Origin of the sequence: Limnohabitans sp. WS1 (genome assembly GCF_003063265.1) — a bacterium.
Classification (GTDB): Bacteria; Pseudomonadota; Gammaproteobacteria; order Burkholderiales; family Burkholderiaceae_C; genus Limnohabitans_A.
In genome coordinates this window covers 290,487-304,167 of the sequence record NZ_NERU01000003.1, presented here as the reverse complement: position 1 = coordinate 304,167, position 13,681 = coordinate 290,487, and the positions used below count along the sequence as shown (strand labels likewise).

At 57.4% G+C, this 13,681-nt stretch carries 12 protein-coding genes; 3 read left to right on the top strand and 9 right to left on the bottom strand.

Annotated features, from left to right (window positions below):
- Positions 1-20: 20 nt before the first annotated feature.
- The 3 genes from B9Z48_RS07005 to clpB form a co-directional block, all read right to left on the bottom strand.
- Positions 21-1,721, bottom strand: a complete 1,701-nt coding sequence (locus B9Z48_RS07005; RefSeq protein ID WP_089958126.1) for a thiamine pyrophosphate-binding protein — start codon at positions 1,719-1,721, stop codon at positions 21-23.
- 52 nt (positions 1,722-1,773) lie between these two features.
- Positions 1,774-3,012, bottom strand: coding sequence for an MFS transporter (locus B9Z48_RS07000; RefSeq protein ID WP_233261039.1), 1,239 nt, complete (start codon positions 3,010-3,012; stop codon positions 1,774-1,776).
- A gap of 143 nt (positions 3,013-3,155) precedes the next feature.
- Complete coding sequence (gene clpB / locus B9Z48_RS06995; RefSeq protein ID WP_108377596.1) at positions 3,156-5,768, bottom strand: ATP-dependent chaperone ClpB; 2,613 nt, start codon at positions 5,766-5,768, stop codon at positions 3,156-3,158.
- An 87-nt stretch (positions 5,769-5,855) separates the two neighbouring features.
- Between clpB and B9Z48_RS06990 the strand changes: the two genes are divergently transcribed.
- Entirely contained in the window at positions 5,856-6,404 is a 549-nt protein-coding gene (locus tag B9Z48_RS06990; RefSeq protein WP_089958135.1) for a hypothetical protein, read from the top strand.
- A gap of 10 nt (positions 6,405-6,414) precedes the next feature.
- Here B9Z48_RS06990 and B9Z48_RS06985 read toward each other — a convergent pair whose 3' ends face one another.
- Genes B9Z48_RS06985 through B9Z48_RS06960 form a run of 6 tightly spaced genes read right to left on the bottom strand, consistent with a single transcriptional unit; the run spans position 6,415 to position 12,484 of the window.
- Positions 6,415-6,906: a molybdenum cofactor biosynthesis protein MoaE gene (locus B9Z48_RS06985; RefSeq protein WP_089958139.1), complete on the bottom strand. Its 492-nt coding sequence runs from the start codon at positions 6,904-6,906 to the stop codon at positions 6,415-6,417.
- A 4-nt stretch (positions 6,907-6,910) separates the two neighbouring features.
- Complete coding sequence (gene moaD, locus B9Z48_RS06980) at positions 6,911-7,162, bottom strand: molybdopterin converting factor subunit 1 (RefSeq protein ID WP_089958143.1); 252 nt, start codon at positions 7,160-7,162, stop codon at positions 6,911-6,913.
- Positions 7,159-8,418 (bottom strand): gephyrin-like molybdotransferase Glp, encoded by a 1,260-nt coding sequence (gene glp / locus B9Z48_RS06975; RefSeq protein ID WP_108377595.1) that lies wholly within the window; start codon positions 8,416-8,418, stop codon positions 7,159-7,161. Before glp ends, moaD begins: the two co-directional genes overlap by 4 nt.
- Before the next feature lie 5 nt (positions 8,419-8,423).
- Positions 8,424-9,869: a threonine synthase gene (gene thrC, locus B9Z48_RS06970; RefSeq protein WP_089958151.1), complete on the bottom strand. Its 1,446-nt coding sequence runs from the start codon at positions 9,867-9,869 to the stop codon at positions 8,424-8,426.
- A complete protein-coding gene (locus B9Z48_RS06965) occupies positions 9,869-11,191 on the bottom strand; it encodes a homoserine dehydrogenase (RefSeq protein WP_089958154.1) in 1,323 nt (440 codons plus the stop codon). Before B9Z48_RS06965 ends, thrC begins: the two co-directional genes overlap by 1 nt.
- 51 nt (positions 11,192-11,242) lie before the next feature.
- Positions 11,243-12,484: a pyridoxal phosphate-dependent aminotransferase gene (locus B9Z48_RS06960; RefSeq protein ID WP_108377594.1), complete on the bottom strand. Its 1,242-nt coding sequence runs from the start codon at positions 12,482-12,484 to the stop codon at positions 11,243-11,245.
- A gap of 135 nt (positions 12,485-12,619) precedes the next feature.
- Here B9Z48_RS06960 and B9Z48_RS06955 point away from each other — a divergent pair, with 135 nt between their 5' ends.
- Positions 12,620-12,997, top strand: coding sequence for an Mth938-like domain-containing protein (locus tag B9Z48_RS06955; protein ID WP_108377593.1), 378 nt, complete (start codon positions 12,620-12,622; stop codon positions 12,995-12,997).
- Positions 12,998-13,156: 159 nt separating this feature from the next.
- Positions 13,157-13,642: a peroxiredoxin gene (locus B9Z48_RS06950; RefSeq protein WP_089958165.1), complete on the top strand. Its 486-nt coding sequence runs from the start codon at positions 13,157-13,159 to the stop codon at positions 13,640-13,642.
- Positions 13,643-13,681: the final 39 nt, after the last annotated feature.

The window sequence follows — 13,681 nt, the reverse complement described above, 5'->3', positions numbered from 1 at the left end:
GGCAGACCCACAGAGGCAGCTTAGGCTGGCTGCTGTTTGGCCAGCGCCGTTTGTGTGATGGCACTCAAGGTGCCACGGGTGGTAATCACCTCGGGGTCGAGAATGATTTCAATCAGCGTCCCTTGGGGGCAACTCATGGCGGCCAAGAAAGCGGGCTCGAACTCGTCGGTCTGGTGGATGCGCACGCCCACATAGCCATAGGCCTGGGCCAAAGCAGCAAAGTCGGGGTTGTGCAGTTGTGAGCCGGTGACGTGCTCGGGGTATTCGCGCTCTTGGTGCATGCGAATGGTGCCGTACATGCCGTTGTTCAACAAAACGATGATGCTTTTGCCACCATGCTGCACGGCCGTGGCCAATTCCTGGCCGTTCATGAGAAAGTCACCATCTCCCGCGATGGTGAATGCCAAACGTCCGGTCAACAAATTGGCCGCGATGCCTGCTGGCACGCCATAGCCCATGGCCCCGACTGTGGGTGCCAGTTGCGTTTTGTGCCCTTTGACGAGTCCATGGTGCTTGTAAAAACGATGCATCCAACTGGCGAAATTGCCAGCGCCATTGGTCAGCACCGCATCGGCAGGCAGGTGTTTTTGCAGCGTGGCCACAATGGCGGGCATGTCAATGTCGCCCGGCAAAGTTTGGGGTTGCAAGTTGTCCAGGTAACCATCGTGGGCCAAACGGGTCCACTCAGACCAAGCCACATCGTTGGGTGCGGTCAAAACTTCCAAGCCACGGGCGGCAGCGTTCATGGTGGAGTGAATCGCCAAATCGGCTTGGTAGACGCGGTTAAGCTCTTCGGCGCTGGCGTGGATGTGCACCAGTTTTTGATGTGTTTTGGGGGCTTTGAGCAAGGTGTAGCCCCCAGTGGTCATTTCACCCAGGCGCGGCCCAATCGCGATGATCAAATCGGCGTCGCGCACCCGGGCGGCCAGTGCGGGGGCAATGCCAATGCCCACGTCACCCGCGTATTGCGCGTGGTGGTTGTCAAAGGTATCTTGGAATCGAAAGGCGTTGGTGACGGGCAGTTGCCAGTTTTCAGTAAAGCGTTGCAGGGCTTGCGCGGCTTGAGGTGTCCACCCTCCGCCACCCGCAATGACCAAGGGCCGACTCGAAGCCAGCAACATGTCGCGCAGTGTGCGCAAAGCGCCTGGATCGCACCACGATTGCACGGGTTCAACACGCCCCAGGGCTTCGGACTTGACGGCTTGGGTCAACATGTCTTCGGGCAACACCAGCACAACGGGGCCTGGGCGGCCGTTCATGGCGGTGGCAAATGCACGGGCCACGTATTCGGGCAAACGCTCGGGGTCATCGACCCGCTCTACCCGCTTGGCCATGCCTTTGGTGGAGGGGCCGAAAAAGTGGGTGTAGTCCATTTCCTGGAACGCTTCGCGGTCACGCGTGTCGCTGGCCACATCCCCCACAAAGAGCACCATGGGTGTGGAGTCTTGAAACGCTGTGTGCACCCCGATCGAGGCATTGGTCGCACCTGGCCCCCGGGTGACAAAACAGATGCCAGGGCGTCCGGTGAGCTTGCCTTGGGCTTCGGCCATGAAGGCGGCTCCGCCTTCTTGGCGGCAAATGACAAATTTGATCTGCTCTCGGTGCAGGTGAAAGCCGTCCAGCACGGCGAGGTAACTTTCACCCGGAACACCGAATGCATGGGTAACGCCTTGGGCCAGAAGGCATTCAACAAGCAGGTGGCCAGCAATTTTGGTTTTCATGGGGGTCATTGTGCCCAATGCCCAGATGACACGGTGTCACACCTGTAATCGTTCAATGCGGCACAGATCGCTGACCCACACCCAGTGCCACCCCTGCGCTGATGAACAAGACCAACGCCGCCCCCAACAAGGTGGCGGTGTACCAGCCTTGGTCCATGAAGAGTCCAAAAACCAGCGGGGACAACGCAAAGCCCACATCGAGACCGGAATAGACCAAACCATAAACACGGCCCGTGGCCTCCTTGGGCGTGCCTTTTTTGATCATCAAGTCCCGGCTAGGCCCGCCGATGCCCACGGCAAAACCGGTCAAGGCCAACAACCACAAGGTGGCTTGCGGCCCCAGCCATCCACTGGCACAAAGGGCCATCAGCAAAGCCGCTGCGACCATGCACAGGGCCACCACGCGGTCGGTGACCTGCGCAAATCGCGCGGCCAGAAAGCCGCCAATCAAAATGCCTACGGCCCCCAACAACATGTAGGCCGTCAAGGTCATAGAGGCCTGCTCCAAACTGATGCCGTGCAAGGCGTTGAGGATAGGAACGGCAAAGTTTTGCACCACGGCCAAGGTCACTGTGGACAGCAGGAAAAACAAAAAACACCACCAAACCACGGGCATGCGCAAAATGGCCAAGGCACTCCCCTGGCCAGATCCACGCTCTCGCATCGACGGGCTGGATGCGACCGGTGCAGGGATGGTGACCAGATGTTGGCGATGGATGAGAAGCAGAACCAAGATCAAGGCATACAACACTGACGCGGCCAAAAAGGCGTGACGCCACCCCCACCATGCTGCGCACACACTGAAAAACACAGGTGCCAAGGCCCAGCCCAAATTGCCCGATACACCATGCACACTGAAGGCATAGCCCAATCGGGGTGTGGATACCCGTTGGTTCAAGATGGTGAAATTGACCGGATGAAACGGTGCATTGCCCAAACCGGCCAAGACGGCCACCACCATGAGCCCGGCGTAGCTTTGCGCCGCATAAGCCTGCAAGCAAGCCAAGATGTAAAGGGCCATGGAGGTCAACAACACCGGTCTTGCGCCCCACCGGTCGACCACAAAACCGGCCCCAGCCTGACCCAGGCCCGATATGACAAAAAACAAAGAGCTCAGCATGCCCAGCTCGGCATAGCGCCAGCCGAATTCCTGCACAAAAACAGGAAACATCAACGGCAAAAGCAGGTGGGAAAAATGAGAGCTGGCATGGGCCACACCCACCAAGCCCATCACACGGGCATCCTCACGCCAGGGGCGCTGAGACTCATCACGGAGCACAACCGATTGCATAAAGGACCATCCAGGTGCAACAAGCGCAAAGATCAGGACACTCTGAAGTGCGCTCGCTGCGTGTGGGCAGTTTAACGAATCGCTTGAACGGTCTTCGCGTCCGTGAAACTTGGGGCCGCATGACAGCGCCCCAAGTCAGGCCATCAGGCTTCGGTAGACCACTCCAGCACTTTGAAATCGAACAATCCAGGATGCCGCACCGGGTCCACCGAGACCTCGATCGTGCACTTGGGCGGGAAACGCCCCTCAAGCAGCAATTTGGAGAGTGGATTTTCCAAGCGCTGCTGAATGGCCCTTTTCAAAGGTCGTGCCCCAAAGACCGGGTCAAAACCGACCTTGGCCAGTTCAGACAGCGCGGCTGCACTGACCTTCAAGGTCAGATCCATGCGGGCCAGGCGAGTTTGCAAGACTTGCAACTGAATCTGGGCGATGGCAGCGATGTGTTGGGCATCCAGACCATGAAAGACCACGGTTTCGTCGATGCGGTTGAGAAACTCGGGTCTAAAATGGGCCTTAAGTTCGTCCCACACCGCGTCCTTGATGTCTTCGACCGGCTGGCCCACCATGGACTGAATGAGGTGTGAACCCAAGTTGGAGGTCATCACAATCACGGTGTTTTTGAAGTCCACCGTGCGGCCTTGGCCATCGGTCAGGCGACCATCGTCGAGCACTTGCAGCAAGACGTTGAACACATCCGGGTGGGCTTTTTCGACCTCGTCGAGCAGCAGAACGCTGTAAGGCTTGCGACGCACGGCCTCGGTCAGGTATCCGCCCTCCTCGTAACCCACATAACCTGGAGGCGCACCGATCAACCGGGCGACCGAGTGCTTTTCCATGAATTCGCTCATGTCCATGCGAATCAGGTGGTCTTCGCTGTCAAACAAAAAGCCAGCCAATGCTTTGCACAACTCTGTTTTGCCCACGCCCGTCGGGCCCAGGAAAAGAAAGGAGCCCGTGGGGCGATTCGGGTCGGACAAACCCGAACGAGAGCGGCGAATGGCATTGGCCACGGCGGCAATGGCTTCGTCTTGACCGACCACGCGTTGGTGCAGTTTGTCTTCCATTTGAAGCAGTTTTTCTCGTTCACCTTGCATCATTTTGGACACCGGAATGCCCGTGGCACGGGAGACAACTTCGGCGATTTCTTCAGCCCCCACTTGCGTGCGCAACAAACGGTGGCTGGGTTTTTCACCGGGGGCGGCTTCTTTGGCTTGCACTTCTTTCAGGGTTTTTTCCAGAGCAGGCAACTTGCCATATTGCAACTCGGCCACTTTGTTGAAATCACCTTGACGGGTCAACTCTTCAATTTGCTGCTTGATGTGGTCGATTTCTTCACGCACCTGTTGCCCACCTTGGGCCTGCGATTTTTCAGCACGCCAGATTTCTTCCAAATCGGCCGATTCCTTTTTCAGTTTGACAATTTCTTCTTCAATCAGGGCAAAGCGTTTTTGCGAAGCCTCATCGTTTTCCCGGCGCACGGCCTCCCGCTCAATTTGCAACTGGATCAAACGGCGGTCGAGCTTGTCCATGACTTCGGGTTTGGAGTCGATCTCGATCTTGATTTTGGCTGCTGCCTCGTCGATCAAGTCGATGGCCTTGTCGGGCAAAAACCGGTCGGTGATGTAGCGGTGGCTCAGCTCGGCCGCCGCCACAATGGCCGGGTCGGTGATGTCCACGCCGTGGTGAATTTCGTACTTTTCTTGCAAACCACGCAAGATGGCAATGGTGGCCTCCACCGTGGGTTCGTTGACCAGAATTTTTTGAAAACGACGCTCCAGGGCCGCGTCTTTTTCGATGTATTTGCGGTATTCGTCCAAGGTGGTTGCGCCCACACAATGGAGTTCACCCCGGGCCAGTGCGGGCTTGAGCATGTTGCCCGCGTCCATGGCGCCTTCGGCTTTGCCTGCGCCCACCATGGTGTGCAACTCGTCGATGAACACGATGGTTTGGCCTTCGTCTTTGGCCAGTTCGCTGAGCACGGTTTTCAGGCGCTCCTCAAACTCGCCTCGAAACTTGGCACCGGCAAGCAAAGCAGCCATGTCCAGCGACAGCACGCGTTTGCCCTTGAGCGAGTCAGGCACTTCCCCAGCCACAATGCGCTGGGCCAAACCTTCCACAATGGCCGTTTTGCCAACGCCGGGTTCACCAATCAAAACCGGGTTATTTTTGGTTCGCCGCTGCAGGACCTGAATGGCACGGCGGATTTCATCGTCACGGCCGATCACCGGATCGAGCTTGCCCATGCGAGCACGCTCAGTCAGGTCGATGCAGTATTTTTTGAGGGCCTCGCGCTGGCCTTCGGCGTCGGCACTGCCCACGGTTTGCCCACCACGAACAGCCGCGATAGCGCTTTCCAGATTTTTACGGTTGAGCCCGTGCTCTTTGGCCAAGCGACCGGCCTCAGATTTGCTTTCTGTCAAAGCCAACAAAAACAGCTCACCCGCAATGAACGCATCACCGCGCTTGATGGATTCTTTTTCTGCCGCTTGCAGAAGTTTGACCAGATCGGGGCCAACCTGCACTTGGTCTTGCCCCGTCACCTGAGGCAGGCGTGCAATGGCCGCATCCACCGACTGCAGCAAAGCGGGCACCTGAACGCCTGCTCGCAACAAAATGGCTTTGGGGCCGTCTTCTTGTTTGAGCATGGTGGACAAGACGTGCACCGCTTCGATGTAGGCATGGTCTTTTCCCAAGGCCAGCGACTGGGCGTCGGACAGGGCCTCTTGAAATTTGGTCGTGAGTTTGTCAGTTCGCATGTGTGGTTCTCCAATGCCATTCAGCTTGTGCTGAAAGTTACATTTTCAAGACCGACTGGGCACCGCACTTTGTCTAGAATCAAAAGTATGAACATTCATCAACTTTCCGTTCTCCACGACGAGCGACAAGACCGTCTGTTGTTGCGACTGAACACCCAGGACAGTCAGGAATTCAGGTTTTGGCTGACCCGCCGCATGACCCAAAGGTTCATGCCTGCGATTGAACAATCCGCCGCTCGACTCGAGGCAGCGCAGCCGGGTGTCGCCGCGCCTGACAGCGCATCACAACAACTTTTGAGCGAACTCAAGCGGGATGCTTTTTTACAAAAAGCCGATTTTTCAACCCCGTTTGAGACCCAGGCCACACAATTGCCTTTGGGCAGTGAGCCCATGCTGATCACCGACGCGCACTTGAGCATTTTGGCCAAAGGTGGAATGGAAATCAGCTTCGAAGACAAAACCGACCCGCAGCAAGTGCGTTCGTGTCAGTTACGCCTTCAGGTGAGCTTGGTGCACGGCATGGTTCACCTGATTCAGCAGGCGGCCGACAAAGCCCAATGGGGGTTGACGGCCGTGGTCAAACCCACTGAGGCAGCGCCATTGCTGGCACCCTCACCACCTCGCTACAGCCATTGAGCGCCGACCCTCAGGCATTGCTTGCGGCGATGCCCCAGCGGGCCAAAGCCGCATCGTCTGACACCCGGGCATCGACCCACTGTGCGCCCTGAGGTGTTTGCTCTTTTTTCCAGAATGGCGCTTGGGTTTTGAGGTAATCCATCAAAAACTCACAGGCCTTGAAACTCTCACCACGGTGCGCCGAGGTCACGGCCACCAACACAATTTGGTCTGCGGGCAACAAACGACCCACGCGGTGCACGATGCGGGCGGCGTAAAAATCAAAGCGCTGGTGGGCTTGCTCGATCATGGCCTCGATCGATTTTTCGGTCATGCCGGGGTAATGCTCAAGTTCCATGGCCTGCACCTCGTCGGCGGGCTGCCCGGTGAGTGCACGGGTGTCGCGCACGGTGCCCACAAAACTGCACACAGCGCCTACACGCAAGTCTTGTGCACGCAGGGTGATGATTTCTTGCGACAGATCGAAGTCTTCGGTCTGAATGGTCACTTGGGACGTCAGCATGTGATCAGCCCCCCGTCACGGGTGGAAAAAACGCCACTTCGCAATCAGCCGTCAGTGGTGTAGCGTCACTGGCCATGATTTGGTTGACGGCCACCCGCACCGGCAAACCCAGGGCCAAGCATTGAGCATACACGCCACCCCTTTCAATGAGCGTTTGGCGCAAGCTCGCCACATCGGCAGCCGAAGTCTCTAGGGTTTCGCTGCCCACACCGATGGTTTCACGCAGTGAGGCGAAATAACGCAGCTGAATTTTCATGACAGCCATTCTGAAAAGGACCAAAAATTGAGCAAGTCACCATGGGCAATGGTGTGACCCGCCGGGTTATCGACCACGCCATCGCCCCAGACAACCGAGGTCAAAACGCCGGAGCTTTGGTTCGGAAACAAATCGAGTCCACCTTGTGCATTGCGGCGAACGCGCAAAAATTCACGCCGCTTGTCAGCCTTGAGCAAATCAAAGTGGGCCGGCAAGCGGTACGGCACGGGCGGCGCTGACGCCGATCCTTGCAGCGCCAAAATCAAGGGTTTCACCAAGAGCAAAAAGGTGATGAAGCTTGACACCGGGTTGCCAGGCAAGCCTACAAAATGTGCCGCACCCGAGGCCGTCTCACGCCGAACATGGCCGTAGGCAAAAGGCTTGCCCGGCTTCATGGCAATTTGCCAAAGCGCCAACTCGCCGAGTGATTGAACCGCCGGTTTGACGTGGTCTTCCTCACCCACCGATACGCCACCGCTGGTGACAATCAAGTCGTGGTGGTCAGCGGCTGTTTTCAGTGCGGCGACAGTGGCCTCGCGGCGATCCGGGACGATGCCCAAATCGCTCACCTCGCAGCCCAATCGGTGCAACAAAGCCCGCAGGAAAAAACGGTTCGAGTTGTAGATGGACCCGGGCGGCATGTCGGCAGGGGCCACATCACCGGGCATGACCAACTCGTCACCGGTCGAAAACAAAGCCACTTTGGGCCGGGCAACAACCTGCAGATGGGACAGGCCCAAACTGGCGGCCAATCCCAATTGCGCGGGCCCCAGTTTTTGGCCACGCTGCAGCACAGTCTCGCCTGCACGAACATCTTCGCCACTGCGGCGCACCCATTGCCCCGCCTCGGCGGTGGTCAAAAAACGCACCCGTGTGGCGTCTTGTCCCGGCACGGCTTCGGTTTGCTCTTGCATCACAATCGCATCCGCCCCAGGTGGCACAGGTGCGCCTGTGAAAATACGCGCGGCTTGACCCGGCAGCAAGGCCTCACCAAAGTGGCCTGCGGCAATGCGCTGCGTCACAGTCAACTCGCTGCCCAGGTGCTGCACATCCGCACTGCGCACGGCATAACCGTCCATGGATGAATTGTCAAAAGCGGGCACTTGCAAGGCGGACACAAGGTCTTGGGCCAGGATGCGTCCGTCGGCGTCCAGCGTGGCCACAGACTCCACTGTGGTCAAGGGTTGGATGTGCGCCAACAAGGCTTGCAAGGCGTCGTCAAGCGACATCAACGGGGCGCGTGGGGCAGTGCTCATGAAAGTCAGTCGCAGTGTTGTGTGATGTAAGCCTTGATCAAGTCGACATCCGCCGCCATGACCTGAACACGTTTGGGCAAGGCTTCGATGCCTTCAAACTGCGCTGGGCGCTCAGGCTGGCGGCCCAAGGCTTCGACGATGGTGGCGGCAAACTTGATGGGCAAGGCGGTTTCCAGCACGATCATGGGCACCTGCGAATCCAGATGCTCCTTGGCCACTTTCACGCCGTCGGCGGTGTGGGTGTCGATCATCACGCCATAGGTGGCAAACACCTGTTGAATGGTCTTCAAGCGGTCGCCATGGGTGCTGCGTCCGCTGTCAAAACCGTAGGTGGCGGCGGCTTGGGCAAAGCGTGGGTCGCCCGACAAATCAAAGAAACCATGGCGGGACAAACCTTCGCCAAAAATGGCTTTGGTTTGGGCACCATCGCGCTCCAACAAATCGAACACAAAGCGTTCGAAGTTGCTAGCCTTGGAAATGTCCATGGAGGGGCTGGAGGTTTCATGCGTGTCGGCCGTGCCACGCACGCGGTAAATGCCGGTGCGGAAAAACTCGTCGAGCACATCATTTTCGTTGGTGGCCACGACCAAGCGGTCAATCGGCAAGCCCATCATGCGGGCTACATGACCGGCGCAGACGTTGCCAAAATTACCGCTGGGCACCGTGAAGCTGACCTTCTGGTCATTGCTTTGGGTGGCCTGGAAGTAACCGGCAAAGTAATACACCACTTGGGCCAGCAAGCGTGCCCAATTGATGGAGTTGACGGTACCGATTTTGTATTGGCGCTTGAAATCCAGATCGTTGGAGACGGCTTTGACGATGTCCTGGCAGTCGTCGAACACGCCGTCGATGGCGATGTTGTGGATGTTCTCGTCGAGCAGGCTGAACATCTGCGCTTGCTGGAACGGACTCATGCGGCCATTGGGGCTGGTCATGAACACACGCACACCGGCCTTGCCACGCATGGCGTATTCGGCCGCGCTGCCGGTGTCGCCGGATGTCGCGCCCAAAATATTCAGCTCTTCGCCCCGACGGGCCAGTTCGTACTCGAACAAGTTGCCCAGCAACTGCATGGCCATGTCCTTGAAGGCCAAGGTGGGGCCATTGGACAAGGCTTCCAAATACAACTCTGGCTGGGGCGAACCTGCGGCCTGCAAGGGCTTGAGCGGAACGATCTGCGGGGTGCCAAACACCGCTTCGGTGTAGGTTTTCTCGCACAGCGCTTTCAGGTCGGCGGCAGGAATGTCGTCGATGTAGAGCGACAGCACTTCAAACGCCAGAGCTGCATAGCCACGGCTTTGCCAGACCTGACGCAACGCCTGGAGCTTGTCGGCATCCAGCTGGGGGTAGCTTTCAGGCAGGTACAAGCCGCCGTCCGGTGCCAGCCCTTCGAGCAGGATTTCACAAAATTGTTTGCGGTCGGCGTGGCCGCGGGTCGACAGGTAACGCATCAGTTCAACTCTTCCTTGCGAATGCGCACGATGGGCGCCATGACGGTGGGCAAGGCCTGCATTTGGGCCAGCACATCATTCAAGGTGCCTTCGCGGGTGTCGTGGGTCAGGATGATCACGTCGGTCTGGTTTTCACCTGCTTGGCTGACCTGATCGGCCTCGCGCTGCAAGACGGCGTCGATGCTGATACCCGCTTCGGCCAGCAAACCGGTCAGCTTGGCCAGCACGCCCGCTTGGTCGGCCACGCGCAAACGCAGGTAATAACTGGTCACGACTTCGGACATGGGCAAAACACTCAAATCGCTCATCGCCCCCGGCTGGAAAGCCAGGTGCGGCACGCGGTTGAGGGGGTCGGCGGTGTGCAAACGGGTGATGTCCACCAAGTCGGCAATCACCGCGCTGGCGGTGGGCTCGGAGCCTGCGCCTTTGCCGTAATACAAGGTGGTGCCCACGGCGTCACCCTGCACCATGACGGCGTTCATAGCACCTTCAACATTGGCGATCAGCCGTTGTGTAGGCACCAGGCTGGGGTGCACGCGCAACTCAATGCCTTGCGCGGTGCGTTTGGTGATGCCCAAGAGCTTGATTCGGTAGCCCAATTGCTCGGCGTATTTGATGTCGGCCGCGCCCAGCTTGGTGATGCCTTCGACATAGGCTTTGTCAAACTGCACCGGAATGCCAAACGCGATCGCACTCATCAGAGTCACTTTGTGCGCGGCGTCCACGCCCTCGATGTCAAAGGTCGGATCAGCTTCGGCATAACCCAGGCGCTGGGCTTCCTTGAGCACCACGCCAAAGTCCAAGCCCTTGTCGCGCATCTCGGAGAGGATGAAGTTGGTCGTGCCGTTGATGATGCCGGCCACCCACTGGATGCTGTTGGCGGTCAAGCCCTCGCGCAGCGCTTTGATGATCGGGATGCCGCCTGCCACGGCGGCTTCAAACGCCACCATCACGCCTTTGGCCTGGGCCGCCGCAAAAATCTCGGTGCCGTGCACGGCCAGCAAGGCCTTGTTGGCCGTGACCACATGTTTGCCTGCGGCAATGGCTTCCATGACCAGGGCTTTGGCAATGCCGTAGCCGCCAATCAGCTCGATCACGATGTCGATCTCGGGGTTGGCAATCACGGCACGGGCATCGGCCACCACCTGAACGCCCTCACCCACCAGGGCCTGAGCACGCGCCACATCCAGATCGGCCACCATGGCGATTTCAATGCCACGGCCGGCACGGCGCTGAATTTCTTGCTGGTTGCGCTGGAGCACGTTGAAGGTGCCACTGCCAACAGTCCCAATGCCCAAGAGGCCCACTTTGATCGGTTTCATTCACTTCTCTTTAACGTTGCGCCCAGCCAAGCCAGGCATTTCTTGAAAAAATCAGGCCACCAATTTGTCGGTGCCAAAACGCTTGCGAGCGCTTTCGAGGAACCGCGCCACGCGGCCAATGGCTTCGCGCAGGTCGTCTTCATGCGGCAAAAATACGATCCGGAAATGGTCGGCATCGGGCCAGTTGAAGCCCGTGCCCTGAACCAGCATGACCTTGGTTTCTTCCAGCAGTTGCAAGAAAAAGTCCTGGTCGTCCTGCACCGGATAGATTTTCGGATCGAGTTTGGGGAACATGTACAAAGCCGCACGGGGCTTGACACAGCTGACGCCAGGTATGGCGGTGATCAGTTGGTGCGCCAGGTCACGTTGCTTGCGCAGACGACCGCCCTCGCCTACCAGTTCATTGATGCTCTGATGTCCACCCAAGGCTGTCTGGATGGCCCACTGGCCCGGTACGTTGGCGCACAAACGCATGTTGGAGAGCATGTTCAGGCCCTCGATGTAATCACGGGCTCTTTTCTTGTCACCCGAAATCACCATCCAGCCCGCCCGGTAACCGCACGAGCGGTAACTTTTGGACAAGGAGTTGAAGGTCAGGGTCAGAACGTCTTGCGACAAACTGCCCAAAGGCGTGTGCTTGACGCCATCGTACAAAACCTTGTCGTACACCTCGTCAGCAAAAATCACCAGGCCGTATTCACGGGCGATGGCCACAATGCCCAACAGCAATTCGTCGGCATACAAAGCCCCCGTGGGGTTGTTGGGGTTGATGACCACAATGCCCTTGGTCCGCGGTGTGACTTTGGCACGGATGTCGGCCAAATCGGGCATCCAGCCATTGGCTTCATCGCAGCGGTAATGCACGGGCGTGCCGCCCGACAAACTGGCCGCGGCCGTCCACAAAGGGTAATCGGGTGAGGGCAAGAGCAACTCGTCGCCATCGTCGAGCAAGCCGTTGGTGGCCATCACGATCAATTCGCTGGCCCCGTTGCCCAAGTAAATGTCGTCCAGCGTGACGCCCAAAATGCCTTGCTTTTGGGTCTCGTGCATCACGGCCTTGCGAGCCGCAAAAATGCCTTTGCTGTCCGAGTAACCTGCCGAGTTGGGCAAGTTGCGGATCATGTCCTGCTGAATCTCTTCGGGCGCATCAAAACCAAAAACCGCCAGGTTGCCGATGTTCAGTTTGATGATCTTGTGGCCGTCTTCTTCCATTTGACGGGCTCGGTCCATGATGGGACCGCGAATGTCATAACAAACGTTGGCGAGCTTGGCTGATTTCTGAATGGGCTTCAAAGTGCCTCCAAAAGGACTTGCAATAGGGAGAAAACCTATAATTTGACCACATTTCAAGACCACTTCGACCCAAAACGTCCTGAGCAGCATCTCCATTGTTCGAGGCAACTGGCTCTGCACCTCACCAACAACCGCATGAAACTTCAACCGGACAAATCCAACAGCCTCACCATCAACGCCTACGGTCCCGGGTGGTTGGAGGTCAATGGTCAAAAATTCACCCATTCTCTTCAGGTCAGCAGTCTTCCGGGCGCAAGCCCTGAAGCTTGGCCGGTCGCACGCTTCGAGGACCTCAAGGCGCAGAATTTTGAATGGCTGACCCAAAGCGGTGCCGAATTGGTGATCTTTGGCAGTGGTCATCGCCTGCGCTTCCCGCAACCTGCATGGCTGGCATCCCTCATGAAACAAGGCATTGGCCTAGAGACCATGGACACAGCAGCGGCTTGCCGCACCTACAACATCTTGGCCAGTGAAGGTCGAAAAGTGGTGGCGCTTCTTTTATTGGAGCGCTAAAGCATCCATTTCCAATAGCCCACTGATCCCCGGGTGGACTGGCCAAGATGGATAAGCGTTCAGAGTAAAATAGCGGGTTGTCGAGGCCACAGGCCTTTAGCGAAGCTGACACCAACCCAGGTGCACATCGCTCAACCAGTCAAGCGAGATCAAAGTTTTATGGCGATCGTTCTGAACAAACTCCTCCCCGAATTTGAAGCCAACGCCACCTCCGGCTTGAAAGTTTCGAACATCTCTCACATCGGTCAAACCGTTGTTTTGTTTTTCTACCCCAAAGACAATACCCCAGGATGCACCACAGAAGCCATGCAATTTCGCGACAAATACAAGGATTTTGTCAAAGCGGGTGCCTTGGTTTTGGGTGTTTCCCGAGACAACATGAAGTCGCATGACGACTTCAAATCCAAGCTGGAATTGCCGTTTGAGTTGATCGCAGACACCGAAGAAAAAATGTGCCACATGTTTGGTGTTGTCAAAAACAAAATCATGTACGGCAAAAAAGTCAAAGGCATTGAGCGCAGCACCTTCTTGATCGGGCCAGATGGCACCTTGAAACAAGAGTGGCGCGGCCTCAAAGTCCCGGGCCATGTTGAAGAAGTTTTGCAAGCGGTCAAAGACTTGAAAAAAGCCGCTGTGGTCGCTTGAACCCTTCTTGATTGAGTGACACAAGGCTCGTGCATAATG

Bases quoted from the DNA above. Each gene is read 5' to 3' on its own strand.
- B9Z48_RS06965 (WP_089958154.1), bottom strand. From the start codon at position 11,191: ATGAAACCGATCAAAGTGGGCCTCTTGGGCATTGGGACTGTTGGCAGT.
- B9Z48_RS06990 (WP_089958135.1), top strand. From the start codon at position 5,856: ATGAACATTCATCAACTTTCCGTTCTCCACGACGAGCGACAAGACCGT.
- B9Z48_RS06950 (WP_089958165.1), top strand. From the start codon at position 13,157: ATGGCGATCGTTCTGAACAAACTCCTCCCCGAATTTGAAGCCAACGCC.
- B9Z48_RS07005 (WP_089958126.1), bottom strand. From the start codon at position 1,721: ATGAAAACCAAAATTGCTGGCCACCTGCTTGTTGAATGCCTTCTGGCC.
- thrC (WP_089958151.1), bottom strand. From the start codon at position 9,869: ATGCGTTACCTGTCGACCCGCGGCCACGCCGACCGCAAACAATTTTGT.
- clpB (WP_108377596.1), bottom strand. From the start codon at position 5,768: ATGCGAACTGACAAACTCACGACCAAATTTCAAGAGGCCCTGTCCGAC.
- moaD (WP_089958143.1), bottom strand. From the start codon at position 7,162: ATGAAAATTCAGCTGCGTTATTTCGCCTCACTGCGTGAAACCATCGGT.
- B9Z48_RS07000 (WP_233261039.1), bottom strand. From the start codon at position 3,012: ATGCAATCGGTTGTGCTCCGTGATGAGTCTCAGCGCCCCTGGCGTGAG.
- B9Z48_RS06985 (WP_089958139.1), bottom strand. From the start codon at position 6,906: ATGCTGACGTCCCAAGTGACCATTCAGACCGAAGACTTCGATCTGTCG.
- B9Z48_RS06955 (WP_108377593.1), top strand. From the start codon at position 12,620: ATGAAACTTCAACCGGACAAATCCAACAGCCTCACCATCAACGCCTAC.
- glp (WP_108377595.1), bottom strand. From the start codon at position 8,418: ATGAGCACTGCCCCACGCGCCCCGTTGATGTCGCTTGACGACGCCTTG.